Origin of the sequence: Priestia endophytica DSM 13796 (genome assembly GCF_900115845.1) — a bacterium.
GTDB lineage: Bacteria > Bacillota > Bacilli > Bacillales > Bacillaceae_H > Bacillus_I > Bacillus_I endophytica.
Map to the genome: position 1 here is coordinate 117,908 of NZ_FOXX01000005.1, position 17,776 is coordinate 135,683.

General features: G+C 37.2%; 14 protein-coding genes. 12 read left to right on the forward strand and 2 right to left on the reverse strand.

What is annotated here, in order from left to right; genetic code table 11:
- The first annotated feature begins 113 nt into the window (after positions 1-113).
- Positions 114-1,247 carry an AbrB family transcriptional regulator gene (locus BM012_RS11280; RefSeq protein WP_061804723.1) on the forward strand — a complete coding sequence of 378 codons (1,134 nt, stop codon included), beginning with the start codon at positions 114-116 and terminating at the stop codon, positions 1,245-1,247.
- A 31-nt stretch (positions 1,248-1,278) separates the two neighbouring features.
- Here BM012_RS11280 and BM012_RS11285 read toward each other — a convergent pair whose 3' ends face one another.
- A complete protein-coding gene (locus tag BM012_RS11285; protein ID WP_061804722.1) occupies positions 1,279-1,497 on the reverse strand; it encodes a hypothetical protein in 219 nt (72 codons plus the stop codon).
- Positions 1,498-1,741: 244 nt separating this feature from the next.
- On the opposite strand from BM012_RS11285, the gene BM012_RS11290 reads away from it, so the two are divergent.
- From BM012_RS11290 to BM012_RS11335, 10 genes are all read left to right on the forward strand, one after another.
- Positions 1,742-2,308: a chromate transporter gene (locus BM012_RS11290; RefSeq protein ID WP_061804721.1), complete on the forward strand. Its 567-nt coding sequence runs from the start codon at positions 1,742-1,744 to the stop codon at positions 2,306-2,308.
- Complete coding sequence (locus BM012_RS11295) at positions 2,305-2,835, forward strand: chromate transporter (RefSeq protein WP_061804720.1); 531 nt, start codon at positions 2,305-2,307, stop codon at positions 2,833-2,835. The genes BM012_RS11290 and BM012_RS11295 overlap by 4 nt, the downstream gene beginning before the upstream one ends.
- 198 nt (positions 2,836-3,033) lie before the next feature.
- Positions 3,034-5,550, forward strand: a complete 2,517-nt coding sequence (secA, locus tag BM012_RS11300) for a preprotein translocase subunit SecA (RefSeq protein ID WP_061804719.1) — start codon at positions 3,034-3,036, stop codon at positions 5,548-5,550.
- A 76-nt stretch (positions 5,551-5,626) separates the two neighbouring features.
- A protein-coding gene (prfB, locus tag BM012_RS11305) for a peptide chain release factor 2 (protein ID WP_111924038.1) occupies positions 5,627-6,728 on the forward strand; the annotation gives its coding sequence in 2 pieces (ribosomal slippage) (positions 5,627-5,698 and positions 5,700-6,728; 1,101 coding nt in all).
- Between the two features lie 271 nt (positions 6,729-6,999).
- Positions 7,000-7,329: a cytochrome c551 gene (cccB, locus tag BM012_RS11310; protein WP_061804717.1), complete on the forward strand. Its 330-nt coding sequence runs from the start codon at positions 7,000-7,002 to the stop codon at positions 7,327-7,329.
- A 307-nt stretch (positions 7,330-7,636) separates the two neighbouring features.
- On the forward strand, positions 7,637-8,323 hold the full coding sequence (gene ftsE / locus BM012_RS11315) for a cell division ATP-binding protein FtsE (RefSeq protein WP_061804716.1): 687 nt from the start codon (positions 7,637-7,639) through the stop codon (positions 8,321-8,323).
- Positions 8,313-9,212 carry a permease-like cell division protein FtsX gene (ftsX, locus tag BM012_RS11320; protein WP_061804715.1) on the forward strand — a complete coding sequence of 300 codons (900 nt, stop codon included), beginning with the start codon at positions 8,313-8,315 and terminating at the stop codon, positions 9,210-9,212. Before ftsE ends, ftsX begins: the two co-directional genes overlap by 11 nt.
- A gap of 136 nt (positions 9,213-9,348) precedes the next feature.
- Positions 9,349-10,599 carry a murein hydrolase activator EnvC family protein gene (locus tag BM012_RS11325; protein WP_061804714.1) on the forward strand — a complete coding sequence of 417 codons (1,251 nt, stop codon included), beginning with the start codon at positions 9,349-9,351 and terminating at the stop codon, positions 10,597-10,599.
- 188 nt (positions 10,600-10,787) lie between these two features.
- Positions 10,788-12,206 (forward strand): S41 family peptidase, encoded by a 1,419-nt coding sequence (locus BM012_RS11330; RefSeq protein ID WP_061804925.1) that lies wholly within the window; start codon positions 10,788-10,790, stop codon positions 12,204-12,206.
- A 149-nt stretch (positions 12,207-12,355) separates the two neighbouring features.
- Positions 12,356-13,531 carry a PDZ domain-containing protein gene (locus BM012_RS11335; protein ID WP_061804713.1) on the forward strand — a complete coding sequence of 392 codons (1,176 nt, stop codon included), beginning with the start codon at positions 12,356-12,358 and terminating at the stop codon, positions 13,529-13,531.
- A gap of 32 nt (positions 13,532-13,563) precedes the next feature.
- On the opposite strand, the gene BM012_RS11340 is transcribed toward BM012_RS11335, so the two are convergent.
- Entirely contained in the window at positions 13,564-14,442 is an 879-nt protein-coding gene (locus BM012_RS11340) for a TetR/AcrR family transcriptional regulator (RefSeq protein WP_061804712.1), read from the reverse strand.
- Between the two features lie 257 nt (positions 14,443-14,699).
- On the opposite strand from BM012_RS11340, the gene BM012_RS11345 reads away from it, so the two are divergent.
- Positions 14,700-17,774, forward strand: a complete 3,075-nt coding sequence (locus BM012_RS11345; protein WP_061804711.1) for an efflux RND transporter permease subunit — start codon at positions 14,700-14,702, stop codon at positions 17,772-17,774.
- Positions 17,775-17,776 lie beyond the last annotated feature (2 nt).

The following is a 17,776-nucleotide window of genomic DNA, read 5'->3' on the forward strand; positions in this document are numbered from 1 at the left end:
ATATTTTATTTATATCTCTTATTATACTATAGTTTGATATAACATCTCTTATTAAATGTACGGTACTCTTGGAGGTTATAAGGGATAGTGATGTGTAGAAAGAAGGAGTAGCTATGAGAAATGAGAGATTCTTTTATAGCATAGTATTTATTCTAATAAGTGGAGTAGGGGGACTGCTCCTTTCATTAACAGGTCTTTCTATCGGTTGGATGCTTGGTACACTCATTTTAGCAGCTGTACTTTCTCTTTTTCGACCGAAATTTTTGAAATTACAAGAAGGGAAAGGGATTGCTCCATACTGGCTTAGAATTGGCCAATGTATTTTAGCTATTGAGCTTGGTCAAAAAATCAACTTATCTATCATTGAAATTTTCACCGAGAATTGGTTCACTATTATTGTTGTTCTTGTTTTATCCATCTTCTTTGCTCTTCTTTCTGGATTTATATTATGGAAATGTAGTAGCACAGATATGTTAACAAGCTTTTTTGGGACGGCACCTGGTGGATTGAGTGCAATGCCTGGGATTGCGGAAGAAGTTGGAGCAAATACTGGCGTTGTAAGCATCATTCAAACAATGCGGGTTTTTCTTGTTGTCTTGACTATACCAATGATTGTTTCCTCTTGGTTTTCTTCTTATTCAGAGCCTGTTTCACATTTAACCGAAACAGCTTCAGCAGGAGGAAGTTTTACACTTCCACATATCATTTGGTCTTTAGTTCTTGTTTTAGCAGCGTGGGGAGGATACTATATCGGTAAAATTCTTAGATTTCCGGCTCCATGGCTCGTTGGGGGAATGGTAACGGTAGCTCTTGTTCAAGCTCTTTCCTCTATGTATGCGGGCTATGACCTTGTTGCTTATTGGCCGCATAGCATGATGATTTTGTCTCAACTCGCTATAGCAGGAAGTATTGGCTCTCGTTTTCATAAAAGAATGTTCCGAGGATTAAAAAGAACGATATTTGTTGCTTTTGTAAGCACTATTGGACTGATTGTAGCCATGCTTGTTTGTGCATTTTTTGTTTCTGAACTAACAGGTATTTCCCTTGTGACGGCTGCACTCGCTTTTGCTCCAGGAGGAATTGCAGAAATGGCTACAACATCTGTTGTACTCCATGCTGATTCTACCCTTGTTGTAGCTGTTCAAGTGCTTCGCATCATTATTGTTTGTATTATGCTTCCGCCTATCTTTAGACTTCTAAACCATTGGGATGTAAGAAAAGCAAAAAGTTCACATGCATCAGCCTAAAAAGCTAGGATTTCCCTAGCTTTTTTTGTTCTTAAAACCAAAATAGTCCGATAAGTGCGATGGCTCCTAATACAAGCCCGCCGATTTGTCCAACTAATGGAGATGAGGCACGAGGAGTATTTGCAGGTACGGAAGTTTGGAGAGTTTGAATTTCTTCATAAAGTGTTTGTGTAACATTTTCTAGTTCTTTTACTTTTCCTCTAAGTTCTTCTATTTCTGATTGAACATCCTCTTCTTTTTTTAATTTCATCTTGCATCCCTTCTTCCTGACAAATTGTTCTTTATTTTTATATACGAGAGCATAGAGGGAAAGTTCCTTCTTATTTTGTAAAAGTATTATAAAAAGAAGGGGAAAATAAAAAGAGTTTGAGAAAGTTGATAGGATAGTGTATGTTCAAAGCGTTTCTTACTTTATAAAATGAAACAAGCAGCCTTCTAAGTTCGTTAATAAGCTGTGATAAATATAAGGTTTTAGCCAGAAAGGAGAGAGAATTATGAAGCAGCGAGATATTTTCATAGCTTTCTTTCGTTCAAGCATTTTAGGATATGGTGGTGGACCATCATCAATTCCCCTTGTCCATGATGAAGTAGTAAAAAGATATAAATGGATGTCTGACGAAGAATTCTCAGATGTATTAGCACTTGGAAATGCGCTTCCAGGGCCAATCAATACAAAGATGGCAGGATATATAGGATATCGAATTGGTGGCGTATTTGGGATGATTAACGCAGTAATTGCTACTTCAGTTCCAACTGTTATTTTAATGATACTTTTTCTTAATCTTTTATATGCTTATAAAGACCAGCCGTGGGTAAAAGGATTATCAAATGCGGTGCTTCCTGTTGTAGGAGTTATGATGTTAACTTTAACATGGAGCTTTTGGAAAAAATCAAAAGAATCGCTTGGTTTATTAAGCGGTGGTTTTCTTATTATTGCAAGTTTTATTGCAACAGAACTTCTTCATATTCATCCGGCTATCGTTATTGTAATCCTACTAATAGCTGCTTTTACTAAGAAAGGTGGTAAAAAAGAAGGTGAAGAGAAGGAGCGTTCAAGATGATTTATGTTAAGCTTTTTTTAGCTTTTTTTATTCCAGGTATTCTTGGTTATGGTGGTGGTCCTGCATCAATTCCTCTCATCCAAAATGAAGTTGTTGATCGCTATAAATGGGTTACGAATCAAGAGTTTAGTGAAGCACTAGCATTTGGAAATGCGCTTCCAGGACCGATTGCCACTAAAATAGCAGGATATATTGGCTATGAAGTTGGAGGAGTTTTGGGATCTATTGTTGGTCTTTTTGCAACAGTTGCACCTTCCTTATTGCTTATGCTTATTCTTTTAAAGATTTTAATGAAATATAAGGAATCACCAAAAGTGAAACGTTTAACAAGTTATGTACGTCCTACAATTGCGGTTCTTCTTGGAGTGATGGCATACGACTTTTTCTTTTCTTCATATGAAGCAAATGGTTCATTTCAAACAATAGGCCTTGCAATTGTAAGTTTTTTGCTTTTAGAAAAATTTAAAGTAAGTGCTCCTTATGTGATTATATTAGCTTTAGCGTATGGAGCTGTCTTTTTACGTTAATACAGAGTAAAAACAATCTATTTGCGGTTCATTGGCACTTTTCAATAGTGAATGTTACAATTTGAGGTAGAATCGTTTATAATAATGAAGAAGTATGGGGCTTGTTTTCCTAGGATGGAAAGGACAAGCACGATTTTATAATAGAAGAAATAAAACTTTTAACAATCGATTATATTTTAATATAGAGGAGCGTTTTACATGCTTGGACTGTTTAAAAAAGTATTTGATGGAAGTGGGCGCCAAGTTAGTAAGTTAGAAAAAGTAGCGAATCAAGTAGAGCAGCTTGCAGACGAGATGGCTGCCTTAAGTGATGAAAAATTGCGAGCTAAAACAGCTGAATTCAGAACACGCTACAGCAAGGGAGAAACGCTTGATGATTTGCTTGTAGAAGCATTTGCTGTTGTTCGTGAAGCAGCTAAGCGTGTACTTGGTCTTTACCCTTATAAAGTACAAATTATGGGGGCAATCTCACTTCATGAGGGAAACATTTCCGAAATGAAGACAGGGGAAGGTAAAACATTAACAGCAACAATGCCTGTTTACCTTAACTCCCTTTCTGGAAAGGGTGTTCATGTTGTAACGGTCAATGAATACTTAGCAAGTCGTGATGCTGAGGAAATGGGTGAACTTTATCGATTTCTAGACTTAACCGTTGGTTTAAACGTAAATAGTCTTTCTCGTGAAGAGAAAATTGAAGCATACAATGCGGATATCACCTATAGTACAAATAATGAGCTTGGATTTGACTACTTGCGTGATAACATGGTGCTTTATCGCAATCAACGAGTACAGCGTCCGCTTAACTATGCCATTATTGATGAAGTTGATTCCATTCTTGTTGATGAAGCACGTACACCGCTTATCATCTCAGGGACGGCTCAAAAATCAACTTCTCTTTATGTACAAACAAACGCTTTTGTGCGTACGTTGGAACAAGAAAGAGATTATACGTATGATGTGAAAACAAAAGGAGTGCAGCTCACAGAAGAAGGAATGAGCAAAGCTGAGCGTGCTTTCCATATTGAAAACTTATTTGATATTCAACACGTAACATTAAATCACCATATTAATCAAGCATTAAAAGCCCATGTTGCGATGCAAAATGATGTGGATTATGTTGTAGATGACGGTAAAATTGTGATTGTTGACCAATTTACTGGACGTCTTATGAAAGGGCGCCGCTTCAGTGATGGCCTTCACCAAGCAATTGAAGCAAAAGAAGGCGTTGAAATTCAAAATGAAAGCATGACACTTGCAACGATTACGTTCCAAAACTATTTCCGTATGTATGAAAAACTTTCAGGTATGACAGGTACAGCGAAAACAGAGGAAGAAGAATTCCGCAATATTTATAACATGCAAGTAGTTGTGATTCCAACGAACAAACCGGTTGCTCGTGATGACCGTGCTGATTTGATTTATAAATCAATTGAAGGAAAATTCCGTGCTGTTGCAGATGATATTGCAGAGCGTTATAAAAAGAAACAGCCAGTTCTAGTCGGAACAGTTGCCATCGAAACATCTGAGCATTTAAGTCAGCTTCTAAAGAAACGAAATGTACCACATAGCGTCTTAAATGCAAAGCAGCATGAACGCGAAGCAGATATTATTAAACATGCTGGTGAACAGGGTGCTGTGACAATTGCAACAAACATGGCTGGACGTGGTACAGATATTAAACTTGGTGAAGGTGTACGAGAACTTGGTGGCCTTGCAGTAATTGGAACAGAGCGTCACGAGTCACGTCGGATTGATAACCAGCTGCGTGGTCGTTCTGGACGTCAAGGTGATCCAGGGGTAACTCAATTTTATCTTTCAATGGAAGATGAACTTATGCGTCGTTTCGGTTCTGAAGGAATGCGTAGTATGATGGATCGTCTTGGAATGGATGACTCACAGCCAATTCAAAGTAAAATGGTTACTCGAGCAGTTGAATCAGCTCAAAAACGAGTAGAAGGAAATAACTTTGACTCTCGTAAACAGCTTCTTCAATATGATGATGTTCTTCGTCAGCAACGTGAAGTTATTTATAAACAAAGAAACGAAGTGTTAGACTCTGAAAGTTTACGTGATATTGTAGAAGGTATGATTCGTTCTACAATCGAACGAGTTGTGACAACACATACGCCAAAAGCAGAGCTTGAAGAAGATTGGGACTTAAAAGCAATTGTTGATTATATGAACAGCAATGTTTTATCAGAAGGTCAGCTTGATGTGAAAGAACTGAAAATGAAAGACCCAGAAGAGATGATTGACCTTATCTTTGAAAAAGTAAAAATGCTTTACAATGAAAAAGAAGCACAGTTAGCCGAAGATCAAATGCGTGAGTTCGAGAAAGTTATCGTTCTTCGTGCAGTAGATTCTAAATGGATGGATCATATTGATGCGATGGATCAGCTTCGTCAAGGTATTCATCTACGTGCATATGGTCAGAATGATCCGCTTCGTGAGTATCAAATGGAAGGTTTCTCAATGTTTGAAAGCATGATTGCTGCAATTGAAGAAGATGTAACAAAATACATCATGAAAGCAGAAATCCGTAACAATCTTGAACGTCAAGAAGTAGCTCAAGGTCAAAGTGCTGTTCATCCAAAAGAGGAATCTGATGGGAAAGATGTAAAGAAAAAGCCCAAAACAAACGTTGTTGATATTGGCCGTAATGCACCTTGCCCGTGCGGAAGCGGTAAAAAGTATAAGCAATGTTGTGGAAGATAAAATAAACAAAACAGTGCTTGGTGGCTTTGTCACCAAGCACTCTTATGTAACAATATAAATGATGAGGTGTAGAATAATGGAATTAGTAGAAATGAAACAAGAGTTAGATAAAACAGCCAATCGCTTGGCGGACTTTAGGGGGTCTCTTTGACCTTGATCAAAAGGAAGCACGCATTGCTGAGCTAGATGAAATCATGGCAGACCCAAACTTTTGGAATGATCAGCAAAGTGCCCAAACGGTCATCAATGAAGCAAATTCATTAAAAGAGACAGTCACAACTTTTAATAACTTAAATGAATCATATGAAAATTTACAAGTATCTTATGAACTGTTAAAAGAAGAGTTTGATGAAGATTTAGCAGGCGAAGTAGAACCAGAATTGAAAGAGTTAACAGAGTCTCTAAACAAGTTTGAACTGCAGCTTCTTTTAAATGGACCTTACGACAAAAACAATGCTATCTTAGAACTTCATCCAGGTGCAGGAGGAACAGAGTCACAAGACTGGGGCTCAATGCTTCTTCGCATGTATACACGCTGGGCAGAAGCTAAAGGATTTAAAGTAGAAACACTAGACTATCTTCCAGGTGATGAAGCTGGGATTAAAAGCGTAACACTTTCAATTAAAGGTCATAACGCATATGGTTACTTAAGAGCAGAAAAAGGCGTACATCGTTTAGTGCGTATTTCACCTTTCGACTCATCAGGTCGTCGCCATACCTCATTTGTATCATGCGAAATTATGCCGGAACTTAGTGATGATATTGAAATCGATATTCGTACTGAAGATTTAAAAGTGGATACGTATCGAGCAAGTGGAGCTGGTGGTCAGCACGTTAATACAACAGATTCGGCTATCCGGATTACTCATATTCCAACAAATATTGTTGTTACATGTCAAACGGAGCGTTCTCAAATTAAAAACCGCGAGCGTGCTATGAAAATGCTGAAATCAAAACTCTTGCAGCGTAAGATTGAAGAACAGCAAGCAGAGTTAGATGAAATTCGCGGAGAGCAAAAAGACATTGGATGGGGAAGTCAAATTCGCTCATATGTGTTCCATCCATATTCAATGGTAAAAGATCATCGTACAAATACGGAAATTGGAAATGTCCAAGGCGTCATGGATGGAGATCTTGATCCGTTTATTGATTCATATCTTCGTTCGCTTATGAATTAAAGATGAAAATGCCCGCTTTCTTTTTGAAGAATGCGGGCATTTTGTATAGAAACGTAAAGGAAAGGTGAAATATTACATAGGAATAACAACCCTGTAACAAAACGATCTTGTTTAAAAGGCTGAAGAAAGAACCATTTTATCTTCGAGTTTATTTTTGCTATTATGTGGAGAAGAAACAAGTTTCTGCATAAATCGTCATAAATATATGATTTAATAGCAAACAGAACGAGTATAATAGTAGAGAATATATAAAGGCAAAGAGGTGAAGACAGTGAAAAAAGCAGCGTGGGCACTTATCATTGGAGCAACTCTTATTATGAGCGGATGTGGGAACAGTGAAGAGAAATCTTCTTCAAAGGAAGAGAAGATTAACGTTGATGAAGCAGGAGAAGCAGGAAAACTTTATAAGCAAAGTTGTCTTGGTTGCCATGGCGATAATCTTCAAGGAAACAATGGCCCGAACTTACAGCAGGTAGGGAAGAAATATTCCAAAGAGGAACTTAGTGAGATTATTGTGAATGGTAGAGGAGCAATGCCAAAAGGGCTTCTTGAGAAAGAAGAGGCAGATAAAGTAGCCGAATGGCTTTCGACAATGAAATAAATATTCTTTCCACACTATCTGATGTGAATTCAGATAGTTTTTTTATGTCGAAAAACGAGAAATGAATTAGGTCTAAAGAATTGGTTTAATTACTATTTTTTACATAGTTTTATCGTACCTTTGACATATTTGAAAAGAAAATGTAATATTTTTGAGTCTTATCAGATGAATTTTTGGTGTTATAATGAGGGGGCACGTGTCTAGAGCGAATTTATGTTGAAATCCCTTGTATTTTGACAAAACTCCTCATATTTTGTAGATTTACATAGGCTTTCGACAAAATACGGAATGCAGGTGGTATAAATATATGATCGAAATGAAGGATGTATATAAAACATACCCTAATGGTGTTAAAGCTATTGATGGGTTAACAGTTAAGGTTAATAAAGGTGAATTTGTATATGTTGTTGGCCCAAGTGGTGCAGGAAAATCTACTTTTATTAAGATGATGTATAGGGAAGAAAAAGCATCATCAGGATACATTATGGTGAATGGACAGAACGTAGGAGAGCTAAAAAATAGAGAAGTCCCTGTTTTTAGACGTAATATTGGCGTTGTGTTCCAAGACTTTAAGCTTCTTCCAAAGCTAACAGCATTTGAAAATGTAGCATTTGCGTTAGAAGTAATTGAAGCAGAGAAAGATGTTATTAAGCAACGTGTAAAAGAAGTACTTGAATTAGTAGGAATCCAAGGTCGCGAAGATGCTCTTCCAGCTGAGCTATCAGGGGGAGAACAACAGCGACTTTCAATTGCGCGTGCAATTATAAACAATCCAAAAGTCTTAATTGCGGATGAACCGACGGGAAATCTTGACCCTGAGACATCTTGGGGGATTATGGACGTTCTTGAGAAAATTAATAAGAGCGGAACAACCATTGTCATGGCTACACATAATAGAGACATTGTAAACACTATGAAAAAACGAGTAATTGCAGTTGAAGATGGTAAGATTATTCGTGATGAAGTGCGGGGGGATTACGGTTATGAAGGGTAGGACACTTTCCCGTCATTTTCGTGAAGGATTCCGCAACATTGGGCGAAACGGGTGGATGACATTTGCATCTGTAAGTGCTGTAACGGTTACGTTACTGCTTGTTGGTGTGTTTTTAGTTGTAATGTTAAACCTTAACCATTTTGCGAAATCAGTCGAAAACGATGTGGAGATTAACGCATATATCGAACGTACAGCAACAGCAGATAATATTAAAGACCTAGAAAAACAGCTTAATAATGTGCCGAAGGTTGGTACTGTCGAATTTTCTTCTAAGGAAGAAGAGTTGAGAAAGCTTATTGATGGATTAGGAGAAGAAGGTAAGGTTTTCGAACCTTTTGAACAGCAAAATCCATTAAATGCCGCCTATATTATTAAGCCTAACTCGCCTAAAGATGTAGAAGCTGTTGCAAAAAAAGTTGAAAAATTAGATTACATTGAGAAAGTAGAATATGGACAAGAATACGTTGATAAATTGTTCGACGTTGTGAGCGTAGCACGTAACATTGGAATTGTCCTTATTGTTGGGCTTGTGTTTACAGCAATGTTCCTTATCTCAAATACAATCAAAATTACAATTATCGCTCGAAGATCTGAAATAGAGATTATGAGACTTGTAGGAGCTACCAACTCATTTATTCGATGGCCATTCTTCTTAGAAGGATTGTTCCTTGGTGTACTTGGTTCTATTATCCCAATTGCTATCGTTGTAAGCACGTATGCTTTACTGTTTGACTCAGTACAGCCAGATTTAGCAAAAACGTATAAAACGTTTGAATTGCTACCAGTGTTCCCATTCACATTACAACTTTCACTTCTGCTTGTCTTAATTGGGGCTTGTATTGGGGTTTGGGGAAGTATGATTTCAATGCGTAAGTTTCTTAAAAAATAGTTTTTCTCGTCCAAAGGGGCTTTTTCCTACGTCTCTTTGGATTTTTTTTAGAACAAAAGGGAAATAGACTGCTCGTAGAACTTGTTCCCTGTCCTACATAGATTAAATGTTTAGGAGAATAGAGGAGGAAACGGAAGTGAAGAAAAAAGTACTATCATGGTCAACTGCTGCAATGCTTAGTGTATTCTTTATAGGGTTCTCTTTTCAACAAGGGACTGCAAAAGCCGAGAGTCTAGAAGAACGAATGGATACAGTTAAAGAAAAGCGTTCAGATGTCTCTAAGTCTCTTAATGAAAGCAAGAAAGAGATTGAGAGCTTAGAAGTAGAGCAGAAGAAGATTGATGAAGAAATTAAACAATTGGATGAAGCAGTAACAAAAACAAGCGAGAAAATTCGCAATAAAAATGATGAAATTGACGAAACGCGTCAGCAGATTGAAAATCTGAAAAAAGATATTAAGAAGCTGGATAAGCGTATTGAGAAGCGAAATGAGATTTTAAAAGAACGTGCTCGTGCGATGCAAACGAGCGGAGGTTCTGTTGATTATATCGAAGTGTTACTAGGATCACAAGATTTTAGTGATCTATTAAATCGTGTAAATGCAGTAAGCACGATTTCAAGTGCTGACCGTGATATTTTAGAAGCACATGAAGAAGATAAAAAAGTTAAAAAAGAAAAAGAAGATAAAGTGAAAGAAGATTTAAGCTCTTTAGAAACGAGTTTAAAAGAATTAGAGACATTGAAAGCAGATCAAGAAAAGCAAGCAGCCGAGAAAGATGCGTTTATGGCAAAACTTAAAGAAAGTCAACAAACAGCAGAAGATAAATCTTCAAAATTAGAAAATGAAGATGAGCTTCTTTCAGAGCAAGAAAAAGCAATTGAAGAACAGATGAAAAAGCAAAAAGAAGAGGTCGAGAAGCAAGCATCTTCAGCACAACCAGTAAAGTCTACGTCAACAAGTGGCGGAGAGGCACCTCCTGTAGCAAGCGGAACATTTACAAGACCAGCTGCAGGTCCTGTAACGTCTGAGTTCGGGTTAAGAAGCTTAGGAGATCATAAAGGAATTGATATTGGAAAACGAGGTGCAAGCGTGCCGATTGTTGCAGCAGCTGATGGACAAGTTTTCCGCTCTTACTATTCTTCTACCTATGGGAATGCTATATTCATTACTCATAATGTAAACGGAAAAGTATATACAACGGTTTATGCTCATATGGAATCTCGTAACGTTAGTGGAAATGAAACGGTGAAAAAAGGACAAGTTATCGGCTATATGGGGAATACGGGACGATCTTATGGAGCTCATCTGCATTTTGAAATGCATGAAGGACCGTGGAATTTAGAGAAAACAAATGCTGTTGATCCACGTAAATATATTAATTTCTAAGAAGAAGTATAAAGCTTATTTTATTTTCATATACTTTTTAAAAGACATCACACGAATTGACGGTGTGATGTCTTTTCTTACATATGAAAAGGTACATAGTTTCCATAAAATATGGCATACTAAAAGAAGATGTATGTTTTGAGGAGGAATAAATTTTGAAAAACAATCGCATATTCATTGTCTTTCTAATGATTTTGTGTTTGATAGCAGGAGGAGCTGGTACTTATGCAGGCCTTCAGTTTTTCAATAATGGAAACAGTAGCTTATCAGTAGCTAGCATATCAGATAGTGGACAAGAATCAGCTTCAACAAAAGCAGAATTTGAAAAGATTGAGAAAGTGTATAACACGCTTTCTGAGAAGTATTATAAGGACGTTGATGAAGACAAGCTGCTTGAAGGGGCTATCGACGGTATGGTGAAGTCTCTTGATGATCCATATTCTACTTATATGGATAAAAAAACGGCAGAGCAGTTTACACAATCACTTGATTCGTCTTTCCAAGGAATTGGGGCAGAAGTGAGTATGGTAAACGACAAAGTGACGATTGTTTCTCCATTTAAAGGTTCACCAGCTGAAAAGGCTGGGATTAAAGCAAACGATCAGATTTTGCAAATTAACGGAAAAAGTGTTGAGGGGCTTGATCTTTCACAAGCTGTTTTGAAAATTCGGGGCAAAAAAGGTTCAACAGTCAATATTCAAGTGCAGCGCCCAGGCGTGAAAGAGCCGCTAACATTCAAAGTAGTTCGTGACGATATTCCAATTGAAACAGTATATTCTTCATTGAAAGAAGAAAATGGGAAGAAAATTGGATATTTGGAAATTACCTCATTCTCTGAAAATACAGCAGATGAATTTAATAGTAATCTAAAGAAACTTGAGAAAAAAGGAATTGAGGGGCTTGTAATTGATGTAAGAGGTAACCCTGGTGGTTACTTAGAAAGCGTCGAAAAGATTCTAGATGGACTTGTTACAAAAGATAAGCCATACGTTCAAATTGAACAACGTAATGGAGAAAAAGAAGGAGTCTACTCCAAAAATGGAGAGAAAAAGGATTATCCAATCTCCATACTTATTGATAGAGGAAGTGCTTCTGCTTCTGAAATTTTAGCAGGGGCATTAAAAGAAGCTGGAGGATATCCCCTTGTTGGTGAGAAGTCCTTTGGTAAAGGAACCGTTCAACAGGCATTGCCGCTTGAAGATGGAAGTAACTTAAAGATGACAACACACAAATGGCTAACACCAGATGGTAACTGGATTCATGAAAAAGGAATTCAGCCAACAATTAAAGTAGAGCAACCAGAGTATTATTATGCAAATCCAATTCAAATTGAAGAAACGTTAAAAAAGGATTCTAACGGTACTCAAGTGAAGAATACGCAAGTGATGTTGAAAGGACTTGGATTTGATCCAGGTCGTGAAGATGGTTACTTTAGTGAACAAACAGAGAAAGCAGTCAAAGAATTTCAAGGGAAAAATGATGTAAAACAAACAGGTGAAGTTGACGAAAACACAGCTTCTCTCATTCAAACAAGACTTCTTGAAAAGATTGATTCTCATCAGAGTGACAAACAGCTTCAAGCTGCGTTAAAAGAAGTAGCTGAATAAGAAAACCCCTCTGTTTTATAAAACAGGGGGGTTTTTTTATTTTGTCACATAAAAAACGGCTCTTGCTATGTCAGGAGAGTGGATTTTTGCTAAAATAAAAGAAAGTGTGCTAGTTAGCTGAAAAAGAGAAAGAAAAGGGGGGAAAGAACGTGGAAATACTTCAAGAGATTTTGCTTGGGCTTTGTCGTCTGTTTCTTCATCCACTTACATATATTGCGATTTTAGTAACATATTTTATCGGGTTAGTTCGTGTGAAAAGAGAACGGAAGCATTTTCGTATTCGGGTTTTTGATTTTATTTATGAACTGCGTTTCTTATTTTGGCCAGGGCTTGCAATAGGGTTGCTTCTTTCTATTATTACAATAGCAGTCGGTGTAGTCGTTCCTATTGGGATGATTGTGCTTATCGGAGTGCTAATATTTATACTGAGCGGACCGTGGACGTTTAGATGGCTTACTCCTTCGTATATTATTGGACTAGCTGTTATCGTTTCTTTATTTTTACCAAGAGAAGCTGGAAGTGATACGTTTACAAGATGGATGAGTGAAGCGGGAGAGACAAATCTTTCTTCTCTTGCTATCTTGCTTGCCCTTCTTGTGATTGCAGAAGGTTATCTGATTTGGAAATATGGAAGTCGGGCAACGTCGCCTGAAATTTTTAAAAGCAAACGAGGTCTTCCAGTTGGGTCTCATATATCCCAGCGTCTTTGGCTTGTGCCTTTATTTTTGCTTATCCCTAGTGAAGGATTTAGTGCCCCATTTTCTTGGTGGCCGCTTCTTAACATTAACGGACAGGAATTCTACTTTTTCTTTGTTCCATTTAGCATTGGATTCTTCCAACGAATGAAAGCAATGCATCCAAAGCAATCAGTAGAGTTTACCGGAAAGCGAGTACTAGGTCTAGGGATTGTGACAGCCGTCCTTGCTATTCCTGCTAGCTTCTTTCCAGTCTTCACTGTTTTCATTGCTCTTGTTGCTATCGTTGGCCGAGAATGGATTAGCATTTCTCAGCGCTTGGAAGATGCACGTCTTCCGTTCTTTTTTACACAGCGGAAAAATGGAAGCATTGTTCTTGGTGTGCTACCAAAATCACCTGCAGAAGCAATGGGAATTAAAGTTGGCGAGGTTATTGTAAGGGTGAATGGAGAAGACATTGCAGGAGAACAAGACTTCTATCAAGCGTTGCAAAAAAACCGAGCGCTATGTAAATTAGAAGTGCTTGATCTCAATAATGAAATCCGCATTGTTCAGCGAGCTTTGTATGATGGAGAGCATCATGAGCTAGGCATCCTGTTTGTTGAAGACCACGAAACATCTGTAGGATAAATAAAAGACCAATCAATTATGATTGGTCTTTTTTACATTAAAAGCTCAATATCAAGTTCTCTCGCAAGTTTCTCACAGTAAGGGCGAAGGGCATCATAATCTGTGAAGTTTGCAAGCATTCCTTTGAAGATAACTCCTTTGATTTCATCATTTTTAGCTTCTTCAGTAAGGTAGTTCACAATCTCTAGTAGATGACTCTTAGTTTTAGGAGAGGCATCTAGTGCTTTGATTTCATGTTCAATTGCTGACAAAAGTGGAAAGATTCGTTCCTTTTTTCGAGCGCGGATACGATCAAAAACTTGATGAAGAGTATCTTCCTCAATTAGTGGTTCGATGTTTTTTTCAATCATAGCTTGAACAATGTCATCAATTCTATCGAATATAAAGGTAGATAACCGATCTGAGTCTATTGAAAAATCTTCAATGAAAATTAAGCGATAGTAGGAGCTTTGGATACCTTCTAGCAAGTAATAAATATCATAAACAAGAAGATGGATGCTCTCACCATAAATCTCATATAAAAGGCTCTCCACCCAGTGAAAGAGGCGTGTTTTAAAAGAGTAAATACGGTCTTTCATACCCTCACCAAACATCATCAATTGATCGAATTGACCTATAATTAGTTGTTTATTTTGATGGACAAATTCATATTGAAATTTAATTTGACTAATAAGCTTGTCCTTAGGGGAGAGATCTTCTGATTCAAGAGATTCTAAAGACTGTTCTAACTGGTTTATATAGTAGTCAATAAGAGAAGTAACAAGTTCTTCTTTTGATTGAAAATATAAATAAAAAGCACCTTTAGAAATTCCACTCTTCTCTGCAATTTCCTGGACGGAAGTTGAATGAAATCCTTTTTCCGCAAAAAGCATGCTTGCTTCTTGAATAATTTTTAGTTTTTTTTCGTTCATGTATACAACTCCCTGTTTTGACCGAAGAGTCAATGGCCAAGCAATTTTCCTTCCTATTATATTACGTTACGTTAATAATGATGTAAAGGGGACAACAGCTTATTCTTGATAAGTAAAGTTTATGAATTAAGAAAGAGTTAAGGGGATTATAATTGACTCATAGGTCAGTAAATTATATACTTTTGAAGGAATGACCACTTAGTCATTAGAGAGAGAATAATTTGTATAATGAAAAAGGGAAGGAATGAGCGCTTTAAATGAAGCACATTATTAACTTTTCGTTAAAAAATAAGTTTGCTTTATGGATTTTAACCATTCTTGTAACAATTGCAGGCTTATATGCAGGCACAAGTATGAAGCTTGAGACAATACCAAGTGTTACAAATCCTGTGTTGTCTATCACAACTACATACCCAGGAGCCTCACCAGAAGAAGTCTCAAAGAAAGTAACAGATCCTGTTGAGCAAGCAGTATCAAATTTATCTGGGGTTGATACAGTAAGCTCTTCTTCAAGGGAAAACATGTCTATCATTCAAGTTCAATATGCATTTGATAAAGATATGGACAAAGCTCTTGATGAGGCAAAGGAAGCTGTTAACAACCTTGATCTTGGCGAGAATATTGAAGAGCCATCAATTGCTCAACAAAGTATTGATGATTTTCCAATTTTAAGTTTAAGTATTTCAGATGATAAGAAATCAGTAGAAGAGTTAACAACATTAACAGAAGAAGAGATTGTTCCTGTACTCGAAGGAGTTGAAGGAGTATCCTCTATTGAAACTGCTGGAGAGCAAAAGCAAGAAGTTCAGTTTACTTACAAAGAAGATAAACTAAAGGAATATGGTTTAGATAAAGAAACTGTCGAAAACCTTATTAAAGGAGCAAAAGTCTCTTACCCATTAGGCACTTTCAATATGGAAGAGAAAGAAAAAACAATTGTACTAGATGGAAATATTGAAACTGTTGAGGATTTAAAGAACCTTGAGATTCCAATTACTCCATCTCAATCAGCTCCTTCAGGTGAAATGACTGCTGGGTCAGTTTCCTCAGGAATTCCAACAGTTAAGTTAAGCGATATCGCAGATATTAAAGTAGCTGAAATTACCGAATCACTATCTAAAACAAACGGTGAGCGTTCTATTGGTGTGCAAGTTGTAAAAACGTCTGAAGGAAACACAGTTGACGTAACAAATGCCGTAATGGATGCTTTAAAAGATATTAAGGAAGATAACAGCGGTTTAAAGATTGCAACAACCCTTGATCAATCTGTTGAGATTAATAAGTCTGTTTCAACAATGATTGAGAAAGCATTATTTGGAGCCTTATTCGCGGTAATCATTATCTTGCTGTTTTTACGGGATATTCGTTCAACAATTATTTCCATTATCTCCATTCCGCTGTCACTCTTGATGGCTATGATTTTCTTAAAACAGATGGATATTTCACTTAACATCATGACGCTTGGGGCTATGACTGTTGCTATCGGGCGTGTTGTGGATGATTCTATCGTTGTTATTGAAAACATTTACAGACGAATGGCTCTAAAAGAAGAGAAGTTAAGAGGAAAAGATTTAATTCGTGAAGCAACAAAAGAGATGTTTAAGCCAATTCTTTCTTCCACAATTGTTACAATCGCCGTCTTTTTACCATTAGGCACTGTAACAGGACCTGTTGGAGAGCTATTTTTACCATTTGCTTTAACAATTGTATTCGCCCTTTTATCTTCACTGATTATTGCGATTACAATTGTTCCAATGCTTGCTCATTCTCTATTTAAAAAAGGAGTTAAAAGTAAAAACCATGAAGAGAATGCTGGACGCTTATCTTCATTCTATAAGAGCGTTCTGCAATGGTCTCTTAATCATAAATGGATTGTTTCAGGTCTTTCTATCATCATTCTCATTGCCAGCTTATTTTTAGCACCACTTGTTGGCACAAGCTTCTTGCCTGAGCAGGAAATTAAAACGGTTAACGTAACCTTTAATCCAAATCCAGGCGAGCTTAAAGAGGATGTGAAAGAAGAGGCAGCAGATGCTGAGAAATATTTCTTAGATAAAAAGAATGTTAAAACTGTTCAATACTCTATTGGAGGTGGAAACCCTTTTGATCCAGGTGCTCAAAATCAAGCACTTTTCTATGTGGAGTATAAAGAGGATACACCAAACTTCAGTGATGAAAAAGAGCAGATTGTTAAAGACTTAAATAAAGGGCAGTCAATTGGTGAGTGGAATTCCCTTGATATTTCAGGGATGGGAAATAACTCAATTGAACTTCGTGTGTTTGGAGATAACACCGAAGATTTACAAGCTGCCGCAGAAAAAGTCCAAAATATTATGGATGATCGCAAAGATTTAGATAAAGTAGAATCAAGTCTTTCGGAACAGAACGACCAATATACGCTTGTAGCTAACCAAGAAGAACTAGCGAAGCGCGGACTTAGCGCAGGTCAAATTGGAATGAAGCTTAGTCAGCTTGGGGAACGTCCAGTCTTAACGACCCTTAATAAGGATGGAAAAGATCTTAATGTTTATATTCAAACAGATAAACAAGACTATAGTTCGATAAATGAGCTTGAAGAAGAGACTATCACGTCTCCATTAGGTCAGGAAGTTCCACTAAGCGATGTTGTGGAAGTTGAAGAAGGCAAAGCGCCAGCAACCATTTCGAAGCTTGATGGAAAAATGTATGCAACAGTAAGCGGAGAGTTTAAAGGTCAGGATGTTGGAGCAGAGTCTACAGCTATCCAAAAAGAAGTTGATAAGTTAGATCTTCCGAAAAATGTAAGTGTTGAAATGGGGGGTGTTACTGAGCAAATTAACGATTCATTTACACAATTAGGGCTAGCTATGCTTGCTGCAATTGGAATTGTTTACTTTGTGCTCGTCTTAACATTTGGAGGAGGATTAGCGCCATTTGCTATTCTGTTCTCTCTACCTTTCACTATCATTGGTGGTCTGCTTGGTCTCTTTATTGCAGGAGAAACAATTAGCGTATCAGCGATGATTGGAATGCTCATGCTAATTGGAATTGTTGTAACAAATGCAATTGTGCTAATTGATCGAGTTATTGAGAAAGAGAAAGAAGGCATTATAACAAGAGAAGCCCTTTTAGAAGCAGCTTCAACCCGCCTTCGTCCAATTTTAATGACAGCTATTGCTACAATTGGAGCTCTTATTCCAATGGCATTTGGAATGGAAAGCAGTGGCCTTATTTCAAAAGGGTTAGCTGTTACAGTTATTGGAGGATTAACAAGTTCAACGCTTATTACTCTTCTAATCGTTCCAATTGTTTATGAAGCATTAATGAAATTAACGAGAAGAAGAAGAAAATAAAA

Bases quoted from the DNA above. Each gene is read 5' to 3' on its own strand.
- ftsE (WP_061804716.1), top strand. From the start codon at position 7,637: ATGATCGAAATGAAGGATGTATATAAAACATACCCTAATGGTGTTAAA.
- BM012_RS11330 (WP_061804925.1), top strand. From the start codon at position 10,788: ATGATTTTGTGTTTGATAGCAGGAGGAGCTGGTACTTATGCAGGCCTT.
- ftsX (WP_061804715.1), top strand. From the start codon at position 8,313: ATGAAGGGTAGGACACTTTCCCGTCATTTTCGTGAAGGATTCCGCAAC.
- BM012_RS11280 (WP_061804723.1), top strand. From the start codon at position 114: ATGAGAAATGAGAGATTCTTTTATAGCATAGTATTTATTCTAATAAGT.
- secA (WP_061804719.1), top strand. From the start codon at position 3,034: ATGCTTGGACTGTTTAAAAAAGTATTTGATGGAAGTGGGCGCCAAGTT.
- BM012_RS11340 (WP_061804712.1), bottom strand. From the start codon at position 14,442: ATGAACGAAAAAAAACTAAAAATTATTCAAGAAGCAAGCATGCTTTTT.
- BM012_RS11290 (WP_061804721.1), top strand. From the start codon at position 1,742: ATGAAGCAGCGAGATATTTTCATAGCTTTCTTTCGTTCAAGCATTTTA.
- BM012_RS11345 (WP_061804711.1), top strand. From the start codon at position 14,700: ATGAAGCACATTATTAACTTTTCGTTAAAAAATAAGTTTGCTTTATGG.
- BM012_RS11285 (WP_061804722.1), bottom strand. From the start codon at position 1,497: ATGAAATTAAAAAAAGAAGAGGATGTTCAATCAGAAATAGAAGAACTT.
- BM012_RS11295 (WP_061804720.1), top strand. From the start codon at position 2,305: ATGATTTATGTTAAGCTTTTTTTAGCTTTTTTTATTCCAGGTATTCTT.